The sequence below is a fragment of the Chlorogloeopsis sp. ULAP02 genome (assembly GCF_038404745.2).
Lineage (GTDB): Bacteria > Cyanobacteriota > Cyanobacteriia > Cyanobacteriales > Nostocaceae > Chlorogloeopsis.
Window position 1 is genome coordinate 187331 of sequence record NZ_JAYKTT020000001.1, and the last position, 26415, is coordinate 213745.

General features: G+C 42.3%; 22 protein-coding genes. 12 read left to right on the plus strand and 10 right to left on the minus strand.

Annotated elements, in window-relative coordinates:
* Window positions 1-3: 3 nt before the first annotated feature.
* The 3 genes from U2718_RS00770 to U2718_RS00780 form a co-directional block, all read right to left on the minus strand.
* Entirely contained in the window at window positions 4-231 is a 228-nt protein-coding gene (locus U2718_RS00770) for a hypothetical protein (RefSeq protein WP_341999331.1), read from the minus strand.
* Between the two features lie 60 nt (window positions 232-291).
* The gene (locus U2718_RS00775; protein WP_341999332.1) at window positions 292-1203 is read right to left on the minus strand and encodes a DUF4351 domain-containing protein; all 912 of its coding nucleotides are present in this window, start codon (window positions 1201-1203) and stop codon (window positions 292-294) included.
* Window positions 1204-1701: 498 nt separating this feature from the next.
* Window positions 1702-1941 carry a hypothetical protein gene (locus U2718_RS00780; RefSeq protein ID WP_341999334.1) on the minus strand — a complete coding sequence of 80 codons (240 nt, stop codon included), beginning with the start codon at window positions 1939-1941 and terminating at the stop codon, window positions 1702-1704.
* A 75-nt stretch (window positions 1942-2016) separates the two neighbouring features.
* Between U2718_RS00780 and U2718_RS00785 the strand changes: the two genes are divergently transcribed.
* Window positions 2017-4419, plus strand: coding sequence for an ATP-dependent helicase (locus U2718_RS00785; RefSeq protein ID WP_341999335.1), 2403 nt, complete (start codon window positions 2017-2019; stop codon window positions 4417-4419).
* 10 nt (window positions 4420-4429) lie between these two features.
* On the opposite strand, the gene U2718_RS00790 is transcribed toward U2718_RS00785, so the two are convergent.
* On the minus strand, window positions 4430-4960 hold the full coding sequence (locus U2718_RS00790; RefSeq protein ID WP_341999337.1) for a GrpB family protein: 531 nt from the start codon (window positions 4958-4960) through the stop codon (window positions 4430-4432).
* An 86-nt stretch (window positions 4961-5046) separates the two neighbouring features.
* Between U2718_RS00790 and rpmI the strand changes: the two genes are divergently transcribed.
* The 7 genes from rpmI to U2718_RS00825 all read left to right on the plus strand — a co-directional run bounded on the left by rpmI (window position 5047) and on the right by U2718_RS00825 (window position 13895).
* Complete coding sequence (gene rpmI / locus U2718_RS00795; RefSeq protein ID WP_341999338.1) at window positions 5047-5244, plus strand: 50S ribosomal protein L35; 198 nt, start codon at window positions 5047-5049, stop codon at window positions 5242-5244.
* Between the two features lie 25 nt (window positions 5245-5269).
* Entirely contained in the window at window positions 5270-5626 is a 357-nt protein-coding gene (rplT, locus tag U2718_RS00800) for a 50S ribosomal protein L20 (RefSeq protein ID WP_341999340.1), read from the plus strand.
* Between the two features lie 193 nt (window positions 5627-5819).
* Window positions 5820-6635: a transporter substrate-binding domain-containing protein gene (locus U2718_RS00805; RefSeq protein WP_341999341.1), complete on the plus strand. Its 816-nt coding sequence runs from the start codon at window positions 5820-5822 to the stop codon at window positions 6633-6635.
* Window positions 6636-6841: 206 nt separating this feature from the next.
* Complete coding sequence (locus U2718_RS00810; protein WP_341999343.1) at window positions 6842-7174, plus strand: SDR family oxidoreductase; 333 nt, start codon at window positions 6842-6844, stop codon at window positions 7172-7174.
* Window positions 7175-7313: 139 nt separating this feature from the next.
* Entirely contained in the window at window positions 7314-7838 is a 525-nt protein-coding gene (locus tag U2718_RS00815; RefSeq protein ID WP_341999344.1) for a tetratricopeptide repeat protein, read from the plus strand.
* A gap of 354 nt (window positions 7839-8192) precedes the next feature.
* Window positions 8193-9719 (plus strand): ferredoxin:protochlorophyllide reductase (ATP-dependent) subunit B, encoded by a 1527-nt coding sequence (bchB, locus tag U2718_RS00820; protein WP_341999346.1) that lies wholly within the window; start codon window positions 8193-8195, stop codon window positions 9717-9719.
* 531 nt (window positions 9720-10250) lie between these two features.
* Window positions 10251-13895, plus strand: coding sequence for a PAS domain S-box protein (locus U2718_RS00825; RefSeq protein ID WP_341999347.1), 3645 nt, complete (start codon window positions 10251-10253; stop codon window positions 13893-13895).
* A gap of 94 nt (window positions 13896-13989) precedes the next feature.
* Here the strand turns inward: U2718_RS00825 and U2718_RS00830 are convergent, their stop codons facing one another.
* From U2718_RS00830 to xseA, 3 genes are read right to left on the minus strand one after another with little or no spacing between them, the layout of a single operon-like run.
* Window positions 13990-14574, minus strand: a complete 585-nt coding sequence (locus U2718_RS00830; protein WP_341999349.1) for a GNAT family protein — start codon at window positions 14572-14574, stop codon at window positions 13990-13992.
* Between the two features lie 27 nt (window positions 14575-14601).
* On the minus strand, window positions 14602-14835 hold the full coding sequence (xseB, locus tag U2718_RS00835) for an exodeoxyribonuclease VII small subunit (protein ID WP_341999350.1): 234 nt from the start codon (window positions 14833-14835) through the stop codon (window positions 14602-14604).
* A gap of 41 nt (window positions 14836-14876) precedes the next feature.
* Complete coding sequence (xseA, locus tag U2718_RS00840) at window positions 14877-16112, minus strand: exodeoxyribonuclease VII large subunit (RefSeq protein ID WP_411813204.1); 1236 nt, start codon at window positions 16110-16112, stop codon at window positions 14877-14879.
* A gap of 96 nt (window positions 16113-16208) precedes the next feature.
* On the opposite strand from xseA, the gene U2718_RS00845 reads away from it, so the two are divergent.
* Window positions 16209-16829, plus strand: a complete 621-nt coding sequence (locus tag U2718_RS00845; protein WP_341999351.1) for a nitroreductase family protein — start codon at window positions 16209-16211, stop codon at window positions 16827-16829.
* Window positions 16830-16839: 10 nt separating this feature from the next.
* Here U2718_RS00845 and U2718_RS00850 read toward each other — a convergent pair whose 3' ends face one another.
* Window positions 16840-17703 carry a DUF6671 family protein gene (locus U2718_RS00850; protein WP_341999352.1) on the minus strand — a complete coding sequence of 288 codons (864 nt, stop codon included), beginning with the start codon at window positions 17701-17703 and terminating at the stop codon, window positions 16840-16842.
* Window positions 17704-18051: 348 nt separating this feature from the next.
* Between U2718_RS00850 and U2718_RS00855 the strand changes: the two genes are divergently transcribed.
* The gene (locus U2718_RS00855) at window positions 18052-18357 is read left to right on the plus strand and encodes a PadR family transcriptional regulator (protein WP_411813214.1); all 306 of its coding nucleotides are present in this window, start codon (window positions 18052-18054) and stop codon (window positions 18355-18357) included.
* A 136-nt stretch (window positions 18358-18493) separates the two neighbouring features.
* Here U2718_RS00855 and U2718_RS00860 read toward each other — a convergent pair whose 3' ends face one another.
* Entirely contained in the window at window positions 18494-19819 is a 1326-nt protein-coding gene (locus U2718_RS00860) for an APC family permease (protein WP_341999354.1), read from the minus strand.
* Window positions 19820-20018: 199 nt separating this feature from the next.
* Window positions 20019-24143: a hypothetical protein gene (locus tag U2718_RS00865; protein WP_341999355.1), complete on the minus strand. Its 4125-nt coding sequence runs from the start codon at window positions 24141-24143 to the stop codon at window positions 20019-20021.
* Between the two features lie 806 nt (window positions 24144-24949).
* On the opposite strand from U2718_RS00865, the gene U2718_RS00870 reads away from it, so the two are divergent.
* Both U2718_RS00870 and U2718_RS00875 read left to right on the plus strand, forming a co-directional pair.
* Window positions 24950-25648 (plus strand): Crp/Fnr family transcriptional regulator, encoded by a 699-nt coding sequence (locus U2718_RS00870; RefSeq protein ID WP_341999356.1) that lies wholly within the window; start codon window positions 24950-24952, stop codon window positions 25646-25648.
* Window positions 25649-25658: 10 nt separating this feature from the next.
* On the plus strand, window positions 25659-26396 hold the full coding sequence (locus U2718_RS00875) for a DUF2232 domain-containing protein (protein WP_341999357.1): 738 nt from the start codon (window positions 25659-25661) through the stop codon (window positions 26394-26396).
* The last annotated feature ends 19 nt before the right edge of the window (window positions 26397-26415 follow it).

Below are 26415 nucleotides of genomic sequence, written 5' to 3' on the forward strand. Positions count from 1 at the left end.
AGCTTATGATTCATCGACGAGTAATTCTTCTAGGATTTCCTCTGTTAATCCTTTGGCTTGAGCATTTTTACCAATTTTGTCAAAAACACTAAGTAAATCTCCATCTTGCTTTTTTACAGATTTTTTCTTGATTTCTTGGATAAGTTCTTCTTGTGCTTGTTCTGGAAGTTGTAAATCAAGATTCAGAATTTGCTCAAAAGTTAGAGTAAGTTGATAAGTTTTTTGAGTCATGATGGTTTCTGTGCTTAAGGAATGGAGGCTTGGTACATCTTGATTTAAACTACGACAATATTAAAGATTATAGTTGTCTTGCTGGTCTAACCAATTTATGAGGTCTTCTAAAGATTGGAAATCAAAAATTGCATCTGCTAGGTTTTCTAATTGTTCGGAAGATAAATCATTAATACGGTTTTCCAAGGTATAATCAATATTATTAAATCGCCGTTTTAGTTGTCTTTTAATAATTTTTTGTTCTCCTTGTTCAATTCCCTTTTGCATCCAACTGGTGACAATTTCCATGATTTCTTCCTCTTCAACTAAGTTGGCTTGTTTTAGTTCAGTTTCAAGTTCTTGTTCTTCTGTGGCGTTTAATCTGAGATAAGTATCAATAAAGCCGGAAATTAATTCTATTTTAGCAGAATTTAACTGTAGTGTTACTAACATCCTTAAGCATTCTAGTTTCACTCGGACTCTTTCTTCTGGTTTAAAGTCCATTTTTGCCATTAATGCAGCAGCTACGGGGTTTGGTTGATTTAAAAAATTGCGCCAATTCAGGTTATTTAGTTGGATGGCAAAGTAATTAAATTCTAGTATTTTCCTGTTGGGGAACTTAACTGTATATTGGCTTTTTTCGGGGCGTTTTGGTTCGTCGTAGGAGAAGATAACTATAGGAAAGATTGGCACTAAATATTTAGCATCTAAACGAGCGAAGTAATGAAACATCCGCCGTTCAAATTCTTTTTGATTGTATGCCTGATTTTCTAAATGTATGAGAAAATAACTGTCTTCTCCTCTCCATTTTACTTGTGCTAATAAGTCTATTCTTCTTTTATCTCCAGTGGTAACATCGGTAAATATTTCTTCTGTTAAAAAGCTGAGGCTGTCTTGGACAAGATACTCTAAAATTTCTGGTAAAAATAGTTCTATAAATTCCCAAAAGAAGGTTTGGATTAATTCTTTAAAGAGTCTATCGTGATCTATCATTCTTCATCAGATTTGAGCCAGTTTTCTACTTTTCAATTGGGTCATCTACGTCGGGAAACTCTTCATCCAATGGTTCAAGGGTAGAAATGGTTTCGAGGAGGGATTTTTTCTTGTAGGGTTCTATGATAAGTTTTCCGTCTTCTTGTCGGATGATAACTTCTGAGGTTGACAGGGTTAATCTTGGGGAATAGGTAAGGTTTGAATATTGCCTTGTTGAATGAGTTTAACGTGATATTCGGTAGCCATTGTAATTCTCCTAAGTGTAATTTATTAGTTAATTGGGGTTAGGGAATGGGGATTTGTCGCACATCTATCTTACCTGTGACGGCGGTAGTGATGAGGGCGGTGCGATATTCTTTTAATCCTAGTCGGAGATAAATCAATATCAGGCTTGCAAAACTCTTTAATAACTAGATAAAGTCGATTGCTCTCATCGAGCTTTTGAATTTCACTATCAAAATCAAATTTCTCTTGGGGAGAATCCGTTGATATAAGCCCTTAAATTACTGGCAATTCCATCCGGATCATATAATAATTTCTGAAACGTAAATTCACTAAGGTTATACAAAGGCTGTTGGCGATCGCCTTCTCAAAAGCGTCACCCTCTAAGCCCATCGCCTCAAACTTAGCTTTGGACTCAAGGACAGCTTGTTTAGTAAATTCTAGAACAGAATCTAGCCGAATCAAAGCTTGTTCTACTAAACTATGTGCGAATGCAAGAAGTCCAATAAAACCCACTCCTACTAACCACTTTCTTATCTAAAATCTAAAATTTTAATAAGACGCTACTTTTAAATATCTAGTAAATATCTCGTGCCTCAAGAACCTACTGTCAAAGAATCTCTTCCATCTGATTTGTCTTCTCTGAGGGAGACAGCTATATTAAATATTCGCAATAGCCTGCGCCCTGGACAACAACAAATGGCTGATTGGCACTCTGGACAGTTGGCTGTCTCTGCGGTTCCTGGTGCTGGTAAATCTACGGGTATGGCAGCAGCAGCAGCAATTGCGATCGCCCGTCAATATCAGCGTTCTGCTTTGGGCTTGTCTGAACGACGACGGCAATTGGTAGTTGTCACCTTTACTCGCTCTGCCGCCGCTAATATTAAAGCCAAAATCCGTAAAAACCTCAAGGAATTATCTTTACCGCCTAGCGGCTTTGTTGTCTATACACTGCACGGTTTGGCATTGAATATTGCCAGCCGCCATCCCGATTTATCTGGCTTGCAGTTAGAAAATGTGACATTAATTACACCTAACCAAGGTCATCGCTTCATTCGTACTGCGGTAGAACAATGGATAGCTAGGCATCCAGAGCGCTATTCTCGCTTGATTAAAGGTATACAATTTGACGGCGAAGAAACAGAAAGATTGCGTCGTCAATCAGTACTGCGAACAGAAATTTTGCCTGACTTGGCAACTACGGTAATTCATGAGGCAAAAAGTTCTGGGTTGTTGCCAGAGGATTTGCTGCGCTTAAGCGAACAAACAACAGATGAGTATGGAATTTTAAGAGTTGCGGCGGGACTGTACGAACAATATCAAAACTTGATGCGATCGCGTGACTTTATTGACTACGATGACATGATTTTAGCTGCACTGCGGGTGTTAGAAAACGAAAGCGCTCGCCGAATTGAGCAAAATCAAGTTTTCGCTGTTTTTGAAGACGAAGCTCAAGATTCTAGTCCGCTACAAACCAAGCTATTAGAAATTCTCGCCACCGATCCCAACAACCCTAACCAGCCACCAAACCTAATCCGCGTCGGCGATCCTAACCAAGCGATTAACTCTACTTTTACCCCAGCCGATCCAATTTATTTCCGTCAATTCTGTGAAGACTGCAACACCCAAAACAGACTGGCAACAATGGATCAAGCCGGGCGCAGTAGCAAAATTATCATCGACGCTGCAAACTTTGTTTTGGAGTGGGTGAATAGCTTTTATGGAAACGAGAAAAAAAGCGGAGAATTAGGAGGACACGGGGAGGTGGAGACGCGGGGACACGGGGAAAAACTGCCTCCTCTTACCGCTTCTCCTTTTCGTCCCCAGAAAATTCGCCTCGTTGACTCCGACGATCCCCAAATCGATGCGAACCCCCAACCCGTAGGAAGGGGACTAGAAATATACACTCCGCGTGATATTAATCACACCGTTGAGTTGCTTTCCCAAAGAGTTGTTCAGTTATTTTCCCAAGACGCAACAAAGATTAGCGCGGCTATTTTAGTGCGAGAAAATCGCCAAGGCAGATGGTTGGCAGAAGCACTGACATCTATTTGCAAAGAGCATAAAATTACACTTTATGATGTGGGTGAACACGATCGCCATTCTCACGTACCAGAAGAAATTTTGATATTACTGCAATTTTGCGATCGCCCCCATTCTCCCGACTATCTCAAAGCAGTTCTAGAAGTCTTCGTCGAGCGACAATTAATTCCCACTCAAGATCTTAACGCCCTTGCCTCTGTACCAGAAGACTTTTTGTATCCTGGCCCCTTATCTGCGCCACAGCCAGAACCAGCCCAAAAAGCTGCACGTTTGTGTCGAAGTTTACTTCGCGCTCGCTTGGAACTGCCTCTTTACCAGCTAATTCCTTTCCTTGCCTTAACTTTAAATTATGATCAAGCAGAACTAGCAACAGCTGACAAACTTGCAGAAAGAGTGAACCAGCAAATAGCTGGTAATACTTCAATGGGGACAATGTTAGGTGTCTTAAGTGAAATCGTCAGTTCTGAACGCTTTGAACCTGTAGAAACAGAAGATTTAGAAGCTCGTTACACGCGTCGTGGTCAGCTTACTATTATCACCATGCACAAAGCCAAAGGATTAGACTGGGATTACGTATTTCTCCCCTTCTTGCATGAAAACTTGATACCTGGTAGATTTTGGGTTCCTCCCCAAAGTCAATTTTTGGGCAGCTTTACCTTATCAGAAGTTGCCCGCGCTCAAATTCGCGCCAACCTGCACGGACAATCGACTTTACCAGATATTACTCAAGCTTGGGAACAAGCAAAATACCTGAAAACTGCCGAGGAATACCGTTTACTTTACGTTGCAATGACACGGGCAAAGCGTTTGTTGTGGATGTCTGCCGCCCAGAAAGCACCGTTCACTTGGAGTAAACCAGAGAATTTACAATCTTCAGCACCTTGCCCTGTTTTTCCAGCATTAAAGCGTCAGTTTCCTGGAAATGTTATTAGTTACACTTTGCGGAATTAAAATATAAAACTTATGTTAATAAAAAAAAGCGCCGTGCTTTCTCCATTACAGCTTTTATATATTCACTCTTAGCCTCAGTATAAGCCTCTCGATCTGTACGGAAACGCGCCGCCAAATCTCTTTTTAGAGCTTCGTAGCGTTTCGCCTCATCCGAATGTATTCGTAAATAGTCGCGAAATAACTTGCGCTGCCAAAATTCCCCGTATGCCTCAATAATGTGAACATGATGGGTACGTTGTTTGCCATATGGCGGCATTCCCTTCACAAAAAACATCCTTTCTGGGCGAGGATTGTCCTGCCAATAGACATATCCCAGTGCTTCCATTAAAGGAATGGCTACTTTTGCATCTGCAAGAGTTTGCACTCCGATCATTATGTCAATGATTGGTTTTGCTGCTAGTCCTGGCACTGCTGTACTACCGATATGTTCGATATCGACAATCAAATCTTTACCTAGCGCCTGCGTAAGACGCGCTGCCTCTGCTGCGAACATAGCTTGCCAGCGCGGATCGTATTCAACAATGTTGATCTCGTCAGACATCTTTGTTTTCCCCAAGGTGCGATAAATCCCCAATCCAGATAAAAAACGTAGTATTATATTAGATTGTGTCGTTTTACAATCCATCCATGCCTAAACTCAAAACTCGTAAAGCGGCGGCAAAGCGATTTCGCGCTACCGGCAGCGGCAAAATCGTGCGTCGTAAAGCTTTCAAAAACCACCTGCTCGAACACAAAACCTCTGATAAAAAGCGCAAGCTTTCCAAAATGGCAGTTGTGAACGAGCGCGATGAAGAAAACGTGCGTTTAATGCTTCCCTATTTGTAAATTTGTTTAGGAATTAATTTAAGCTATGACAAGGGTAAAACGCGGTAACGTTGCTCGCAAACGCCGCAAAAAGATTCTCAAGCTCGCTAAAGGTTTTCGTGGTTCTCACTCAACTCTGTTTAGAACTGCCAACCAACAAGTAATGAAAGCGCTGCGGAATGCTTATCGCGATCGCAAAAAACGCAAGCGTGACTTCCGCCGCCTTTGGATCACTCGTATCAATGCTGCTGTTCGCCAACATGGCATGAGTTACAGCCAATTCATCGGCAATCTCAAGAAAGCCAACGTCCAACTTAACCGTAAAATGTTGGCTCAAATGGCAGTTCTCGATCCAGCTGGTTTCAGCAAAGTTGCTGAATTAGCAAGCCAAGCTAAATCATAAAGGTAAAAGGATAAAGGTAGAAGGAGCGAGCATTGCAATGCACGCACAACGCCTACAAGTGGTGGAGACACGAAGAATAAATCTCGTCTCTACCTCTATACAAACAAAGCCTGCTTTGACAAGCTATCATTAGTCTTTGTATTGCGGACTTAGTTTGTATTGCCGCGATATTCCATCGCCTGGTGTTTGAAAAATGCGATGTACCCGCAATCAGATACTTATTTTTCTGCTTACTTTTGCCTTTTGCCTTTTGCCTTTTAATGTTTCCAGTACTGCCGCAGAACTGTCAGAAATTCAGCGGCGGGGCTATTTAACTGTTGCTGTTAAAGATAATTTGCCTCCACTGGGATTTAGAGATGCAAGCGGTAATCTACAAGGTTTAGAAATTGATTTAGCAAAAGCCTTAGCAAGTGATTTGCTCGGCAAAGCTAATGCTGTGAAATTGCAGCCTGTAGCAAATCGCGATCGCCTCTCAAAAGTATTAGACAATCAGGTTGACATTGCCATTGCTAGAGTTACCGCTACAGAGTCACGCGCCCGTTTAGTGAGTTTGAGTCTGCCTTACTACTTTGATGGAACTAGATTAATCACAAAAGATGGTTCCATACAGCGGTTAAGCGACTTAGCAAAGCAAAAAATAGCTGTTCTCGAACACTCCAGCACGATCGCCACAATTAGGTACTATCTGCCTCAAGCAGAATTAGTGGGTGTTAAGTCTTATCACCAGGCGCGATCGCTCTTAGCAAGTAATGGAGCAATTGCTTTTGCTGCCGATGGTAGCGTCCTTAGTGGTTGGGTGCAACAATATCCTCAATATCGGCTGCTCTCTACCAAGCTATCAACCGAACCCTTATCGGTAGTCATGCCAAAAGGATTACAGTATGATCCACTACGACGAGAGGTAAATAGTGCGATCGCTCGTTATTTAGAAACAGGTTGGCTTCAGCAACGCGCTCAATTTTGGGGTTTGCCATCATCAGAGTTAAAAATTAGGTCTGGTCTGAATTAAAATGGCAAAGCAAAAATCATATTTTAGAAATCGACCACAGATGGACACAGATAAACACAGATAATTTATCTGTGTGCATCTGGTGGTTTATCGGTGGTCGGTATCATCATAAAATTGGATTTCAAAATCAATCTATAATTTGGTGGACTCAAGGTGAGTTCGGCTAATTCACATTAGACGTAAATTAGAAGTTAGCAGAGCAGTTAGTGTGTTGCGAGCATTTCCCATCTGATTCCCATGAGCCAGCATTAGGAACACCATTTAGTGGCACACTTCGCACTGCAATGGAAGGATTTACAAAACTGTACGCCAAGCGTTACAAAGCCGATAGAATTCGGATGATTTCTGTGGCTCCCTTCTTTGTGGCAGACAGCCTCGAAGAACTTGAAGGATGGAATGTGCCAACCGACATGATGTTTGATCGCCCAGCAACCTGTGCTGAGTTTGCTAAAGTCGTTGCTTTTTTGATTTCTGACGATGCGAAATTCATTACGGGTACAACTCTCAAAGTTGATGAGGCATATTCAGCAGGCATTTAGCTCTATAGCTTCTATGAAAAAATCGAATATACATGAAGCAAAGTGAAGCTGTGCTTTGAGAAACAGTTGTAAAGTACTCCAAGCAATCTCGTGAACATTACCTGATAATAATATAGAGAAGAGATTTTTAATAAAGGCAATGGATAGTAATTTAGCGGTTATTTATCTCTCAATTTTGGTGGGTTTGCTCTTATTCACCTTTATCAATGTTTTTCGTCAGATTTTCAAAACTCGCAAGCTAGAAAGCTCTTTTTCAAAGTTGCGAAAAAAATTAACAAAAGAGCAGGGTACGGCTCAAGAGTATTACGAATTGGCTAGTATCTATACTGAAAAAAAAGTTTACTCTCAAGCTATAACCCTTTTTCAAAAAGCTCTCAAAGCTGCGGAAGAAGAGGGAGAAGAAAATATCGCTAGCATTTACAATGGGCTAGGTTACGCTTACTTTGCTCAAGAACAGTATGATTTAGCAATTCGTAATTACAAGGAAGCACTGAAAGCCAAACCCGATTATGTAACAGCACTCAATAATATTGCTCATGCCTACGAGAAGAAAAAATTAAACGTTCAGGCATTGCAAAGTTACGAAGAAGCACTTAAATACGATCCAAAAAACTCTATAGCCAAACGTCGGGCTGAATCCTTACGTCGCTTAGTATCTGTATAATCTGTGAGCCAACAGGAGGCGGAGCCTCGAAACCCTCGTTACCAGGTTCAACCTGGTAACGAGAACTAATTGTTCCCTTCTGCCCTCTGCCTTTATTCAGTCATAAATGTATAAGAAATTTGCCAATACATTAAGTTTAATATCACTTTAACAATAGAAATGTTGTTTTAATCAAGCGCCCAATCCCTTACAGCAACGACGTTTCAGGCATTGATAGGGAATAGAAAGCTACAAAATTCCTACTTCTGACAGTCTGCAACTTTTGAGAGAATCAAAAACGATTTAATAATCAAGCAATCATTGTCCACCTCATAATTCGGACATACTTCGTTTGATTAAAAGGGAGAACACCGAATGAAATTGGCTTACTGGATGTATGCAGGCCCAGCCCACATCGGCACTCTGCGGGTTGCCAGTTCTTTTAAAAACGTTCATGCCATTATGCACGCGCCCCTTGGCGATGACTATTTTAACGTCATGCGTTCCATGCTTGAGCGGGAGCGGAACTTCACCCCGGTAACAGCCAGTATCGTTGATCGTAACGTTTTGGCACGTGGTTCCCAAGAAAAAGTGGTGGACAACATTACTCGCAAAGACAAGGAGGAAACTCCCGATCTAATTGTTCTCACTCCTACTTGTACCTCCAGCATTTTGCAAGAAGATCTACAAAACTTTGTCGAGCGGGCAAAGATAGAAGCGAAAGCAGACGTGATGCTGGCAGATGTGAACCATTACCGCGTCAACGAGCTGCAAGCTGCCGATCGCACTTTGCATCAAATAGTTCAGTACTACATTGAAAAAGCCCGTAAGAGAGACGAACTACCACAAAGCAAAACCGAAAAGCCCTCTGTTAACATCATTGGTATTTCCACCCTTGGCTTCCACAATCAGCACGACTGCACCGAATTAAGGAGGCTGATGGCAGACTTGGGAATTGAAGTAAATACTGTGATTCCCGAAGGTGCTTCTGTACACGAATTGAAGAACTTGCCTCGCGCTTGGTTTAACCTCGTGCCTTACCGCGAACTTGGTTTAATGGCAGCTCGCTACCTCGAACAAGAATTCGGGACACCCTACATCAACATCACCCCAATGGGTGTAGTGGAAACTGCTCGTTGCATCTGCAAAATTCAGCAGGTAATTAACGAGCAAGGCGCTGATGTAGACTACGAAGACTTTATCAACGAGCAAACCTTACACGTCTCCCAAGCAGCTTGGTTCTCCCGCTCCATCGACTGTCAAAACTTGACTGGCAAAAAGGCTGTAGTTTTTGGTGATAACACCCACGCCGCAGCCATAACCAAAATTTTGGCGCGCGAAATGGGCATTCATGTTGTTTGGGCTGGAACCTACTGCAAATACGATGCCGACTGGTTCAGAGAGCAGGTAAGTGAATACTGCGACGAAGTGATTATTACCGACGATCACGGTGCAATTGGGGATGCGATCGCTCGTGTCGAACCTTCTGCCATCTTTGGCACACAAATGGAACGTCATGTTGGTAAACGTTTAAACATTCCTTGCGGTGTAATTGCTGCACCAATTCACGTCCAAAATTTCCCAATTGGTTATAAACCATTTTTGGGTTATGAAGGTACAAATCAAATTACAGATTTGATCTACAATTCCTTCACTTTAGGAATGGAAGATCATCTATTAGAAATATTTGGTGGTCATGATACTAAGGAAGTAATTACTAAAGGAATTTCCGCAGAATCTGACCTGAATTGGACAAAAGATGGTCTAGCAGAATTGAATAAAATCCCTGGTTTTGTACGTGGGAAAGTAAAGCGCAACACAGAAAAATTTGCTCGTGAGCGAGGTATTAAAGATATCACCACTGAAGTGCTATACGCAGCCAAAGAAGCAGTAGGAGCATAAATTCAAAATTATTTCCATAAGAGTTAGTAGTGAGAGATAAATTTTACTCTTACCGCTAACTCTTTTCTTTTTAGCCTAATGATCCCCATCACTTGAGCAACATTTATAGAGATAAATTTATTTATGGGCAAGGCTGGCTCTGTGCTTGAATTCAGCAGGCACCAATCTGAGGATATATTTTAAAGATATGGAAATTACTATAAAGTACTTAATAAAAAGCGATTAAGACTAAATGTTTTCAAGGCTCGAATCATTAATCCTAGAATCCAAGACGGATCAGTTCAGGGTAGCCAACACCTTAAAAAGTGCAGCTTTCCAGACACAGCATACCTTTACAGGCTTTGTTGATTAAAGCCTTAGGCTTATAGTCAACCGTATTACCCTAGAATAGTAGACTCCTTGATTCAAAATGGCAAAGATGAACCACAAAGCTGACACTATCTCAAGGGTGAGTGAATTTATCTTCAAAAAATTCTTCAAACTAATAACCTCGATTGATTTATTGAAAACTTTGCAGATTGGATCTTAAGCATGTTAACTCACCGGACTGTTATTGTCATTGCCGACTTTGATGAGAGCAATAACGATTATGAGCATCAATTACAGCAAGATGTGAGTTTTGCATACAAGATTCTAACAGAACGATATCGCACTAAAATTCTGACACTTTCTCAATCACAGCAAATCGACGGCATCCTCTTAGAAGTCAATTCTCGCCATTCCGACAGCTTTGATTTTCTCAGGCAAATGAAAGAACAGATGGGCGATCGCTGTCCGCCGATTGTGATAATTGGTAGTGGTGATGCAGAGATTGTAGTGCAAGCATTCAAAAATGGAGCTACAGAATATCTGATCAAAGAGCGGCTCACTCCAGATAATTTGCGGTTAGTGATGCGGGGTGCAATTGAAAATGCACAGTTGCAACGGAAACGGCAACGCAATCAAGAGCAGTTCCAAACGCCCATTGAAAATATGCTAGACTGCTTCGGCATCTTCTCCTCGCTGCGGGATGAGTCGGGGCAAATTGTAGACTTTCGCATCGATTATCTCAATGCAGCAGCCTGTGAGAACAACCGCATGCCCAAACACAAGCAGATTGGCAGAGGATTGTGTGAGTTACTGCCTGCCCATCGCACATCGGGCTTGTTCGACGAGTACTGTCGATTGGTTGAGACAGGAGAGCCATTAATTAAAAATTCACTGGTTTATGAGGATACCGATGATGAGCAGCGACTGGTTAGAGCATTTGATATTCGTGCTACCAAGTTGAATGATGGGTTTTTTGCCTCGTGGCGAGATATTACCGATCACAAGCGTATAGAACTGGAACTCAGCCAGACAGCCGCCGCTCTTAATGCCAGCCAACAACGTTATCGAGAGTTGGCAGAAGCCATGCCTCAAATGGTTTGGACTGCCGATGTCCAGGGATCTGTTAATTACTGGAATCAACGCTGGTATGAATATACAGGCTTAAATGAAGCCGCGTCAATGGGCTTGGCGAGGGTGACTATGGTTCACCCTGATGAGCGCGATCGCACCCTTGAGCAGTGGCAGCAGTCCGTAGCCAACGGAGAACGTTTTGAAATTGAATACCGAATTTGCCGTTGGGATGGCGTGTATCATTGGTTCATCTGTCGGGGGATACCGACGCGAGATAGCCAAGGACAACTTACGGGTTGGATTGGCACAATTACCGATATTGATCATCAAAAGCGGCTAGAGGAAAAGCTACTCAATGAAATCGCTAACCATCAGCGCACCGAGCAAGATCTGCGAGCAGCTAACCAAAAAATCACAGATATTCTCGAAAGCATGACAGATGCATTTGTAGCACTTGATCGAGACTGGCGCATTACCTACGTCAACCAAATGACTGCTCGTATTAATCAAGTTTCCCCAGAGGATCTGATTGGCAAATTCCATTGGGAAGTTTGGGCGACAACTAGGGACAGTATTCTTGAAGAGAACTACCATCGAGCGATCGCACAACAAACCCCTGTTCATTTTGAATATTTTTATGAATCTAGGCAGCGATGGTATGAAGTTCACGCCTATCCTGCTGCTGATGGGTTAGGCATCTACTACCGTGATATCAGCGATCGTAAGCAAATAGAATATGGATTAAGGCAGCAAGCAGCTCAACTAGAGCAAACAAATTTAACCTTGCAAGAAACCTTAGAGGAGCTTCAAGTTGCCCAAGAAGAACTGCGTCAACAAAATGAAGAACTAGTAATTGCCCATAATCTAGCCGAAGCAGAAGGAAAACGTTACCGGGATCTGTTTAATTTTGCACCCGATGGTTATTTAGTAACTGACGCAAATGGAATTATTCGGGAGGCAAATCAGGCGATCACTGCTTTAGTGGCAATCCAGCAAAACTATTTGGTTAATACACCATTAGCAGTTTACATCTGTAAACCAGATCTGCGAGCCTTTAGAAATTTGCTTAACAATTTGCATCAGCAATCTCAAGGGCAAAAGCTGCAAACTGATGAACTCAGCATCAAACCTGCAAACGGGCATCCAATTCCAGTTGCAATTACGGGAACAGCTATCCGTGATGCTCAAGGAAGAATTTTTGGGGTTCGTTGGTTAATTCAAGATATTACTGAACGCAAACAGGCACAAGCAGCACTTGCAGCAAACGAAGCCCGACTGCGAGGATTTGTAGATGCCAATGTGGTTGGCATTCTCTACGGAGACATCTACGGGAACATTAATGAAGCCAACGACGAGCTATTGAGAATTATCGGCTATACACGAGAAGATTTACGTGCAGGCAGACTCCGCTGGATCGACATCACGCCGCCAGAATACCTACCGCTCGATGAACAGGCGATCGCAGAGGCACGGGCAAACGGTGCCTGTACCCCTTATGAGAAAGAATACATTCGCAAAGATGGCAGCCGAGTTCCAGTTCTCCTGGGCTATAGCCTGGTGGGAGAGGCAAGAGAAGAGTCGGTAGCTTTCATTCTCGATTTAAGCGCTCGCAAACAGGCAGAAATCGAACGCGATCGCCTGTTGCAGCTAGAGCGAGCCGCAAGGGAAGCCGCCGAACGAGCCAACCGGATCAAAGATGAATTTCTAGCTGTACTCTCCCACGAATTGCGATCGCCACTTAACCCGATCCTGGGTTGGGCAAAGCTGTTACAAACTCGCAAGCTAAATGAAACCAAAATGGCAGAAGCCTTCGCTACTATTGAGCGGAACGCTAGATTACAGACACAACTAATTGATGATCTACTTGATGTTGCCAGAATTTTGCGCGGCAAACTCACCATCAATACTACCTCCGTTAATCTTGCCTCTGTGATCGAAGCTGCGATCGATACAGTCAAAACAGCAGCCATTGCTAAATCAATTTCACTCCACCCTGAATTACCCAATATTGGGCAAGTATCTGGTGATACTGCTCGTCTCCAGCAAATCGTCTGGAACTTGCTATCTAATGCCATCAAGTTCACTCCGAATTATGGGCAAGTTAATATCAGACTCGAAGGAGTCGGCAATCAAGCAGAAATTGCGGTAAGAGATACAGGCAAAGGTATCAATCCAGACTTTCTCCCCTACATCTTTGAATCGTTCCGACAGGAAGACGCCTCGATCACTCGCAAGTACGGGGGGTTGGGGCTAGGATTAGCGATCGTCCGTCAGTTGGTTGAGGCTCACGGTGGTACCATCTCAGCCGACAGCCCTGGTGAAGGGTTAGGAGCCACTTTTACTATCCGCTTGCCACTACTGAATGTTGAACCAGAAATCAAGCACAATGATGAGTCGCCACAAGCAGAACTCAATCTCATGGGGGTTAGAGTTCTCGTCGTCGATGATGATCCCGATGCCCGTGAGCTATTAACAGTATTGCTTACCCAATATGGAGCAGAAGTCCTAAGCGTTGGATCTACCATAGAAGTGCTGGCAAATTTAGAATCCTTTCAACCAGATGTGTTAGTCAGTGATATTGGGATGCCCGATGTTGATGGCTATACCCTGATCCAACAGATTCGGACTTTATCCCCCGAAAAAGGCGGACAGATTCCGGCAATTGCCCTAACTGCCTATGCCAGAGAAAACGATTACCAGCGAGCCTTAACCAGCGGCTATCAACGACATGTGACAAAGCCCCTTGAACCAGAACAATTAGTTCAAGCTGTAGTGGCACTTGTAAACACACAGTAAACTAATTTGTCAAAAACCTGGTAGAAGTTTAGAAACCCAGCTTCTTTAGTTTGACACGCCACTACATATAAAAACAAATTTGTATTAATTACAATTAGACTTTTTCTTCTGAGCCACTGGTATTTATATACTCTCTTTTAAGTAAAGAAAATACCTTCAAATCATGAAATTGTCCTTTCCAAAAACCGTATTCTCTTAAAATTCCTTCCTCTACAAATCCTAAATTTCCTAACAATTTCACAGAGGCAATATTTTCAACCATTACCATTGCTTCAATTCGATTTAAACCTAATTGATGAAAACCCCAATTAATCATAGCTCTTAAAGCTTCTATCATTATGCCCTTCTGCCAATACACCCTAGCAAGTTCATATCCAATTTCTGCCTGAAACTCGTTTTTAATGCCATAACCGCAAGAGCCAATGATGATATTATCTTCTTTTCTCGCGATTCCCCAGCGGATTCCCTGTTTATTCTGAAATCGTTTTCTACGCCGCTCAATCAAAAACTGAGCTTGTTCTAAACAAGTAAAAGTTTCTAAGTCATGAAACTTAGTAACCTCATCATCTGCAAAAATCTTAAAAACGGCTGACGCATCAACTAATTGTGTCTCCCTAAGAATTAAATTCTTGGTTTCAAGTTTTGGAAAATCGTTGAAGACAGCACTTTTATCTATCACAATCGTGCTAACAGTAAAAGTAATATATTAATCATCACTCAAAGTTTCAATCAACAAATCTACCTGTTCCTGTCGCTGCTGCAAAAACTTTTCACATTCACGTAAATTTTCCACAGCCTTAGCAAACTGCTCAAACACATCTGCTAACTCCAAATTACCCGCTTCAATGCGAGCAATAATATTTTCGATCTCAGCTACCTTCGCCTCATAATTCCAAACTTCTATAGATTTAGAATTAGAAGAACTATTCCGCTTAATCATCAACCTCTCTGCTTCCTCTGTGTCTGTGTGGTTTAAACTTTTTACTTTCCAATTTCCATAACCCTTACTTTAACCTCACCCTGACCCAACTGAATCAACAAATCCTGCCCTATTTCTAACTCAGCCGCATTGCGAACAATTATCCCATTTTCTTGCCTCACTACCGCATAACCCCGTTGCAATACAGCTTTCGGATCAAGAGTTGCCAATTTTTGTCGCAACATCTCTAGATGCTGAGTTGCGTGCTGCAATTTACTACTAGTGGATTGTACCAGTCGCCGACGTTGCCAATTTATTGCCTGTAGCTCTTGTTGTACCTGTGCATCCAACCGCAACCGCCGCAAACGATGTCGCAAGCCTTGGAGTTGATTTTCCGCAGTTTCTAACTCGCCATACACCAGCTGTTGTAAAGTGGTAATTCTCTGTCGATGCTGATTATATAAATCTACAAGTGCAGGAACCACTCTTTGTGCGGCGGCAGTAGGAGTATGTACACTTTCATCTGCCACTAAATCTACTAAAGACTCATCTCTTTGATGCCCAATGCCCGTAATCACGGGAATCGAACAATTAGCAACTGCTCGCACCACTCGCTCATCATTAAAGCAAGCCAATTCTTCGACCGCACCTCCACCACGTGACAAAATTAGCACTTCGGCACGACCATCCTGTTCTACCCTTTGAATAGCAGTGACGATAGATTCGGGTGCTTGCTCTCCTTGTACTGTGGCAGGCGAGAACAAAATATGTAAACCTGAATACCTGTGTTTAAGAGTCTTTTGAATATCTCCCCAAGCGGCGGCAGTGGGTGAAGTGACAACAGCGATAATTTGGGGATGGTGAGGAAGCGATCGCTTTCTTTGGGGAGCAAATAAACCTTCTGCCTCTAAACGGTTTCGCAGTTGTTGGTAACGTAGCGCTTGCAAACCAACACCAGCAGGTAAAGCTTGCCAAACAGAAAGCTGATATTCTCCCCGTTGGGGATAAACTCGCATACTGCCTAAGATCACGATCTGCTCGCCCACTATGGGCATTTGCATGAGTTTGGGTAATTGGCTATTCCAGACTACACACTTAATTGCAGCCCCTGCATCGGGATCTTGCAATGTCAGAAATAAACCACTGCGGTGATGATTAACACTCGAAACTTCTCCAATCACCCAAATTTGTCGCAGTTGTTCATCTTGCTCTAACAAAAAACGGATGTAGTCAGTCAACCCAGCAACTGAAACCGCTGTATCGGGAATTACAAAGTCCCCAAAATCCGGACTGATCATAACAATGCTTGTAAGTCGCTACACTGAAGCTGACAGTATCTGCTGTGCCTTTCCAATTTAGCTTACCTTTTGTTGCAATTAAGAACCAAGAAAATCATGGAAAAACCTGCTAATTCCCAGTATCCTATTGATCAATTGCTGCAAAAGCGTTGGAGTCCCCTAGCATTTGCAAAACAGCAAGTCGAACCAGAAAAGCTTCGCAGTTTGCTAGAAGCATCTCGTTGGGCTGCTTCTTCGTATAATGAGCAGCCTTGGCACTTTATCGTTGCGACTCAAGACAATCTAGAGGAATTCAACCGTTTGCTTAGTTGTCTAGCAGAAGGAAATCAAGTGTGGGCAAAGAATGCCCCTGTTTTAATGCTATCGGTAGCAAAGCTTTACTTTGAAAAGAATGGAAAAGAAAATCGTCATGCCTTTCACGATGTGGGGGCAGCAGCTTGTAGTCTGGCAACTCAGGCAACTTCTCTAGGTTTGTTTATTCACCAAATGGCAGGATTTGATGTTGCTAAGGCGCAGGAATTGTATAGCATTCCTGAGGGATATGAACCAGTCGCAGCGATCGCAATTGGATATCCAGGCAATCCGGAAGAATTGCCTGAACAATACCGACAACGTGAATTTGCTCCACGCCAGCGCCAGCCCCTAGAAACGTTTGTATTTACTAGAAGTTGGGGAGAGACTTCGCCTGTCGTATCTGATGGGAAAACATCTAACTAACCATGCATAATTAAGGATTGCAGTACATACATTGTCCTGGATCGGCGTATTCAATTCCATGAGGAAATCTTTTTTCTTGACTAAATCCACATTTTTGACATTGATAGATAACAGCAAGAGTCAAGGAAGTTGGCGTATAGCACATCGCACATGGTAATCCCTGAATTCTTCTAACAATCTCAAAACCAGGTGTAAAACATTTTGGACAACGGCTGTGAATTTTTTCTACTAAATTTTGGGTGGCTTTAGCGATATTTTTCATCCGTGTAGGGTTATACATTGCCCGCATATCTGTTTCCAGATGTACTTTTCCTGTCGGTGAATTTTTAATGATAAAGTTCACCGCATCTACTAATTTTTCTTCTGTAATTATTCCTTTAATAACTTCATTTTCATCTTGAGGAAATTCTCGGAACATAGCTACCAAAGCATGTTCAGGAAAGCCAACCTTTTTTCCAAAGTTTAATGCTTGCTCGATATTTTCCACAACGATATGATTATGGTTAGTATCTGTTGAAAATTCTTCTCCAAGAATTGTTAAATTATTATTTTTATCTACGAGAATTACAATTTCTCTGTTAATAGAAATAAAGGGTATTTCCGGATGGAGTGCAAAACTTCCTTCACTAGCGATTGCAAGAGTTTGACCAGTTAATTCTAAGGCTTTTTCTGCTTTCAATTTTGCAGCTTCAATTTGATTACCTGGACGTTTAATTTCTCTAGTAAATGTACCGAAAGCATCAGTATTAAAATTTTGAGGGACGATAACTTGAATTCCTAATTCTGCTTCTAAAATTGGGGCAATAACTTTTTCTTTTTGGTGCATTGTCGCCAGCGCTGCTACTCGGTTGGTAAATAATGAATCTGTTGGCATTTTTTACCTCCGCCTTAGTATGAGTTAGGAAAGACACTTCCTTTTGAATCTATAAAAAGGCGATCGCCCAAGGTGAACACCTTCAAGTAGTGATTGTATTACGAAGTACGTACAAAACTACCCATGCTACCGTCGATGTTGACATCTTCTCATACCATTTCGCGTTAATTACGATAGACATGAATTTTGCCCAGACGCGATATATCCTGTCTCTACATGGTCTGTATTTGTATCAGATTTTTTGTGAAATAGTATCAAGGGTAGGGAATCTTTGGATGGGAAAATCTCAAAATGCCTAGCCCGATATAGGCGAAAATGAAACTTTAAATGTTACAAAAACATTGCCCGATGGATGGACGAGAGTTTTACTCTAGCTTGATTCGACTTCACATTCTGCATCATGCAGTTCAAGAACCAATTTTTGGACTAGGTATTATTGAAGAACTGGCACGTCACGGCTACAAACTCAGTGCCGGAACCCTCTACCCAATGCTGCATGACATGGAGAGCAAGGGCTACTTATCTTCTGTAGAGGAGCGAGCGGGGCGGCAATTGCGGAAATATTACCGAGCAACTCCTCAAGGTAAAGTCATGTTAGAAGAAGCGAAGGAAAAGGTGAAAGAGCTGTTTGGTGAATTGTTTGAGGAAGAGTAACAGAGATTACTATGTTTTGCTATTTTGATTGAGACCAAATCTAGATTTTTATGAGCATAATTTCGATATCTAGCAGGCATTTTACTTACTCCACGGGAAATCAAGGCATCCATCTCATTCAAGCCCCACTCTTGTATCAATCTTCAGCAGAATAAGCAGATAGATTTTGCATAACCCATCGCCACACTAGCCCAACGGCGATCAGTCCCAATCCCACCAACCAGATTTGTTGCTCAACCCAAAAAGCCAGAAACAGGCAAGCACATAAGCCAATCCAGGCAATCCATCGGGGATATAACCGATCTGAGTCAGGAATTTGTAGTGCGGATAAATCAGTCAGCGCATAATACACCAATACTGTAAACGCACTAAACGACCAGGTAATTCGCACATCTCCAATTAGCACAATGGCTGCGATCGCTATTCCCATGATCATGACTGCAACATAGGGTGTTGTTGCAGACTGATTTAATCGGGCAACTACCCTTGGCATATCACGGCGGCGACCCATTGCAAACAGGACACGAGATAAACCCAAAATCAGATTGAGCAAGACTCCCAGGGTTGCAGTCACAGCCCCCACTGCCATAATGATGGAACTACCCGGCACTACAAAATTACGAGCCGCAACTTCTAATGGTGCCACCTCTTGGCGGGTGACACTACCCAAAGTTTCTGCCCCTACAGAGCCAATACCAACTACAGCCACTCCAATATAGAGCAACATGGTTATAATCAATGTTGTAATAATCGCTTTCGGAATTGTGCGCCGAGGTTCACGAATTTCTTCCCCCAAGGTCGCAATACGCCCATAGCCTGTATAAGCCACAAACATCAAAGCGGCAGCGTGCAACACAGATGCAATTCCTGTATTTGCGCTTCCCTGTGTTCCACTCTGAAAAAATGGTGTAAAGTTCTTAGCACCTTCTGCAATGGCGAGGGGTAGACCTGCTAGTACAAAAAAGACCAGCGAGAAGATGGTAACTGACACAATGCCGATATTAATCACGTTGGAACGCTTGATGCCTGTTAAAATCAAACCAGTGAGAATGACAACAGCCCCCAATGCAGTGGGAACCAGCAACGAGCGGTCAGACCAACCGAATACATTTAACAGATATCCGGCAAAGCCTAATGCTGCTGTGGCAGCAGAGGCAGATTTGGCAATTAAAAACATCCAGCCTGCTGTAAATCCCAACCAAGGGTTGAGATAACGGTAGCCGTACTCATAGGCACCCCCACTAATAGGATGATTTGTTGCCAATTGAGCACTGTTCAATCCATTACAAGTGGCAACCAATGCTCCAATAGCAACCGCAATCAGCATGGCGGGGCCTGCTATTCCCGCCGCTAACCCAATGCTGACAAATACACCTGTGCCTACAATAGAGCCTAAACCCAGAGCGATCGCCCCTGGAATACCTAGCTGCCGCTTGAGAGATTGATGCGGTTGAGAAGCCATACAATCCTCATAAATTCCAACTGTTTTACCGAGCTGACTGCTCAACAGCATCGTAACAGAGATTCTTACTGATGTATAGCTTTTCGTTATCGAAAATCGATATTTAGAGACGACAAATTTGGGTATTGGGTACTAGGTTTTTAATTCCTAATCTCCAATCCCTCTTTTGTTCTGCATTTTTACTTGATCACAAACTCCACTAACGCACTACTCCTAAGGCAAAATTCACCGTATAGGGTTCCTCCAACGATTGCTGAGTACTGGCTTTGATAATATCCAGATAGCGACGTAGAGACTGCAATTGTGTGGAATTAGGACGATAGATAAAGTTGCCTTGTTTTTCAAAAAGTGGTGCTTCTGCGATCGCCTTATAATCTAAATTCTCTCTAGAAATTTGGGCAAGCCAGTTATAAGCTGTGCCGTTAGGTAGAAAACCAGGAGGTAGTTCACCTTCTAGAAAAGCTAGTAGGCGTTGCTGACAGGTACGAGTATTGATGCCACGAGTCTCAAATAATTCGATCACATCGTTTAAGGACAAGGCTCGCTCTGGAATCAGGCGCAACAACTCTGTAAACAGAAAATAATCAGTGTACTGTTGCTTGGGTACTTCTAAAACCTGCGGATGTAGAGGCAGCATTGCTAAACCATAAGCTACACGACTACAAATCGGGCTACCATTTTCATCCATGTACGCATCTTGAATAATTCTAGCGTTGGGGAGTTTTTGCCGTAGCCAACGAGAAACTGCACCCAAATTAGCCGTGCCACCAGTCAGGATTGCTTGCTGAACTGCCTCTGTAGGTATACCTTTTGCTACTAACAACTTGTTGAGTTCACGGTTAAGACGGCGGACAAATGGAACAAAGACATGGCTTTCTAAATCTCGTCGCTGTAGGTTCCAACGCTGATCAGATAATTCCATGCTGAAAGATTCTTGGTGTTGCAAAATTAACTTTAAAGCTATGGCTGCATCCAAAACTGCCTTACCAAGTAAAGAGCTTTCGAGCCGTTGCTGAAGGCGGATGCGATCGCCAATATCCGGTTCACCGGGGCGCGGTAAATTCAACGATTCTAATCCCAAATCTGCAAAACTCATTTGCTCTACACCATAAACGGCTGGTTGCCAGTTCCAGGCATTACCGCTTGTTGCATTGCTATTGCCTTGATTGGGGCTAATTAATTCTCGCCATTTTGTTGACAACAGCAATTGACAGATTATGTCTTGCTCTATTCCCTTAGCTGCATAAGCAAAACCGTGGAGCATAAAATTATCGTGGGTTAAATCTTCCAGGTTTTCTGGCAAATCAACCAATGCCATTTCTGTTGCCGATACCCCAATATTAATTACCAGAGTGTTACCAACCAGAGGGCGATCGCTAATCTTAGCAGCATGAGGAACTGGACTCTCACTTAACTTGACAGTTTCACCGTTAGCACCATCAAGTTCCGAAAGTAAACAGGCGATCGTTTCCTCGACAAAAAATACCTGTTGAGGATGCTGGACAATTTTGCTAATTAGCAAGGCTTCGCGGATATTGAAGCGATATTGTTCCGTCCAATTCCAAGGACAGGTGCAGATCACACCAGCAAGATTATTGATCGCATCATGGAAGATTTGTTGATCTAGGCCAGCAGCCGATGCAATTAAACCAAGAGTTGTGCTATTGCGATCAGATTTTAGCGTCAACAGCAATTTTGAGAGCGATCGTGTAACCCAAACCAAAGGAATCATCGCAACTTCATTGAATTGCAATACTGGTTCCCATTTTTGCCGTTCGTTTTTGTAAGGGAGGGCGATATGTAAATAGGGTTTTAACTGTGCAGAAAAAAGATTTTGTGTCACCGCAGGTGCATTACTAGCATTCGCTTGCTCCTGCGCTTGTTTAGTTTCTGCTTCTACATGATGTCCAGAATAAGCTGTGGGCGGCAAATAAACTTCTGCTGGTAAACGAAATGCTTTTGTGTTAGAAATTGCTTCTGGTTGGTTTTGTGCTGACCAATAGAGAGGATACATTTCTGCCGTGGAGCGATTCAACAATACCGCAGAAATCCCCGTTGTACCTAAATCAATGCCGAGATACCAGGCTGAATTTCGATTGTGATACTTAGATTCTGTAATATTTCCAAAGTTGGAATCTGAAGGCAAAATGATTTCTGAGGAGTCTGCTGTGTCTTCCTTTTTTTCAGTTTCAGCTAACTGCGTACTCGAAAAAGTAGTAGCAAGCTGTCCCTCGACTGGTTCGTGATATTCTAAATTTTTAGCAACCTGCTGTCCTAAATTATTTTGTTCATCAAAATTAGCTAAATCCAAATCCAATTGCTGTAATTGCTCTCGATCCAAGGAAATTTCTGGTACTGCTAGATTCTGATTTTCTGCTTGTGCCAGTAAATTTTCTTGTGGTGAAGCCACAACATAGTCCTCTGAGGGAATATCTCTTTCTTCAGTTACAGGGATTGGTGCTGTACTTGCCGAAATTTCTAGCAATTCTACTTCAGATGACTGCTGACTAATACCAACATTTGTAGTTGTATCAACACTAATCGGCTCGTCTGGTGATACAGATGAAGTTTGCGTATCTTCCGCAAATGTCATCTTATTCGATAAATCTAATAATTGTTCCCTGACAACTTCGGATGTATCTTGTGTATTGATGACGTTAATATTACCTGAATCTAAAAGACCTGCATCCGGTTCATCAAACCAAGGATCTGAGCCACTAAGAATAGAATCTGGTAATTGAATTTCATCGCTGGTATCCGAAGTCTGAATTTCAACAGTATTCAAAAAATCACTAGGTAATTCATCTGGAAGATTGGGAGCTTCAAAAACTACTTCTTGAGGAACAAATTCTGGTTCTTGCTGACTGATAGTATCAGTTTCATCAACAAGAAATTCCTCTGGAACATCTGTATTTTTAACAATTACTTCTTGATGAAACAACTCTGATATTTGCTGATTATTTCCAGTAGTTTCATCAACAGATGATTCTTCTAGAGTATCTGTATTTTCAATAATTACTTCTTGAGGAACAAATTCTGAGGTTGGTTGATTGCTTGCAGGAGTTTCATCAATAGTTACCTGATCAACTGCGACTTCAGTATTAACTTCCTCAGCAGGAATTTCAGAGTTAACTGCAATTTCAGTGCCAAACAAACTGGCATAAAGTTGCTCTACTTCATCGCGAATGGACACAGAGTTCTCCGGCTCTACTTCATGACTGGTGATATGAGTAGCATCCGGCGTGTTTTGCACATCTTGATCTAGCTCTGTCCCTAAATTATCCTGACTGAGCACAGAGTCAGTTGCTGGTAAATTACTTGTAAATGCAGTTGAAGTATCGTTTTGTGTAGATTCGGAAATTGTATTACCTGCCTCCAAGCTTCTGAGATTGGCAGGTAGGGTTTCTTTATGGATATCAATGGTAAACGGTTCCTGAGAACTGATTTGTAGCTGCGCCTGCTGGGCAAAATTATTAATTAAGCCCGCCAGTAACTGTTCTCCTTGCAGTCCCTTACTGTACATTCTTGCCAATGCCTGGGACAAAGACTCATTATAGGTGTGAATATTGCGCTGTAATGACTCAAACACCACATTTACACTGCCATCAAGGGCAAGTAGCCGTCGATCCAATTCATTCGCAAGACGTGTTAACCGCGCTAGCTGATCTTGTGACTCTAATAAAGGTTCACCAGAAGAAGATACTTGTTCTAGCTCACCTTTGTTATTTGCCGCAGATGAACCAGCAGCACCAAGGGCGAGCCATTGCTCCTGTGGGGAATTAGCCAAAGTTGGCGACTTCTGAGGCTGAAAATTGCCCCCTAGTCGATTTGTTACTGCCTGTAAAAAATCTGTAATGATTTGTTCTTGGTTTGCCAACTGCTGGGCAAGGGAGTAGCTTTGTAAACGTCTTTGTTCTAACTGCCTAATTTCCTGAACAAGGCTTGCCCGCTCTTGTAAAAGTCCTTGTATTTCTGCTTGTAATGGTGCCAACAATGACGAAAATAAGTTCGTCTCGGTTGAGTTCACATCTTCTCTTTCTTGGTTGGCTTGCTTGTGCCGCGATAAAGAAGAGTGATTATTTTTAACAACAAATCTTGCTAGTAAAGGTGATAGCAGCCGTTGTTGCTGATTTTGTTCTTGGTTTTCTGGGCTACCTACTTCCGCCTCAGTTTCCGTGCAACTAACAAGAAAGTTACGAACTCTTTCTAAAACCTGTCTTGGCAGTTCTCCTTCGCTAGAGAGCAGCTTAGAGAGGCGTTTGTTGGTAAGTACACTATCAATGTCTGCGATCAATGTTTGAATTTCAGTTGTGCGGGAAGTCACTTTAATTTACCTTCGCTAAAACTGTACGTCTGATATTGCAGAAATTACTTTATTACTACTGTGATTATGTTATGCATCAGTTGAGCGTTCTGATCTCGTGGGCGATCGCCACTGAGTTCGCAACCCCCAAGAAATCTGCTCGGTGTTTACACGGTACTAAAAAACCAAAAGTTATGCATTATTTTTAATTTTCAACCTCTTGTTAAATTGGTCAGTTAATTGCGACCATCTGTACTGTTTGTAAAATTTGAGCTAAAAACCAACATCAACCTAATTTTCCAAAAGTTCCAAAATTTATTTTCAAGAAGTTACTAAAACGAAATATTTTACAACAGGCAGTTAATTTCGGCGATAGGCATGATTGCTACAAATTTTAGCAATAGCTGAAAACAGTCTTAGCAAAATTTTAGGAGCTTGAGTATGATTGATATAACTTGCCTATACTCCGGTCATCATGGTTGCAGTATAGGTAGCCAGCCATATATCTTGTACTAGTTCCGAAGGCGGGCAAAACACCCACCCAGATTTTTACCTAGTTTCTGTTACCTGGTAAAAATAGTTGAGAATCCTCTTGTCACTTGATTGTGTAATATAGTTTAGTTTTAGCTTGGAAAGGGCTTGTGCTTTGATAGTTCAGTACACGTCATCATGAAAAGGGGTTCGGAAGTAGCCTGAAGTCTAACTCTTTATCCAGAGCGATCGGCACTATTGTTTTCTTACTCCGATTCACGACGAATTGTACTGAGGCTGAGAATGGCGCTTTTGTTTGTTGTGTTTATTGCAGCGTTTATCAATTAGATTTCGTAATGGAAGATCGGCATAGCGTCCAGACACCCGCCAATCCCTGGATTTTATCGGCTCCCTTTTTTCAAGGATTGCCCGGAAGCGCTATAGAAATAGCCTTCACTCATCTGGTTACCCGCACTCACCCAGCCAATCAAGTGATCCTACTAGAAAATGACTGGGGAGGCTCTGTATATTTTATTATTGAGGGATGGGTAAAAATTCGTACTTACAATTTAGAAGGTAAAGAAGTCACACTAAATATTATCGGTAAAGGAGAATTATTCGGTGAAATGGCTGCACTCGACGAAGTGCCTCGCTCCACTGACGTGATTACCTTGACTGCGACTGTGATTGGCAGTATGCCTGCTCAAGATTTTCTCAAGTTACTTCAGACAGAACCTTTGGCAGGGGTAAGATTGGCACAATTAATGGCACGACGCTTGCGGCAAGTTAATCGGCGACTGCGTTTACGAGAATCTGATAGCCAATCGCGTGTAGCAGATACGTTATTATTTTTGGCAGAGGGACAAGGGAAAAAAGGAGAAACGGGAACAGAAATTCCGAATTTACCTCATCGGGAGTTAAGTAGTTTAAGCGGACTGGCACGGGAAACAGTGACAAGAGTTTTGACAAGACTAGAAAAGAAAGGGTTGATCAAACGGGATCAAGAAGTCATTTGTATCCCAGATGTGTCAGCTTTAGAAAGAATGATTGTTTAGCTTCTCTAATATGAGCATTATAGATTCTCCAACCGATGAGCCAGAAGAACACCCCAACTCCCATCCCTACAACTCTGTAACTTCTCCATATACAGATAAACAAAATCATTTAAGACAACCCCAATTAAAGCTAGATGCACCCTTGAGAATGGTGGAAACAGCATTTTTAGCCAGTGCCGCTAGCTTAATTTGGTTTATTAATTTCTATTTTCCTTTAGGCCCAGTGTTGCGGATATTTTTCCCAGTACCGATCGCTCTAGTTTACCTGCGTTGGGGTCAACGAGCAGCGTGGATGGCAGCAGTCACTTGTGGTTTGCTGCTATCGGTATTGATGGGGCCTGTACGTAGTTCGCTATTTGTCATGCCTTTCGGTTTTATGGGCGTACTTTTAGGGGCAACCTGGCATCGTCGCGTTCCCTGGATTGTTTCAATTAGCTTGGGTGCAATATTGGGTACTGTGGGAGTATTTTTTCGGTTGTGGCTGTTGTCTTTGTTGTCAGGGGAAGACCTTTGGGTGTATGTGATTAACCAAGTTACAGATATGATCGAGTGGTTATTTCTCAGGCTGGGCATCCTATCATCTCCCAGTGTTTATACAATCAATCTCGGAGCGATCGCTTTAATCATATTCAATAATTTTATTTACCTATTCGTCGTACATCTAGCAGCGTGGCTGCTCTTGGATCGCTTAGGCAATCCCATTCCCCGCCCACCCCGTTGGGTACAAGTTTTGATGGATTATGAGTAATGGTCACTTGTCCTTTGTC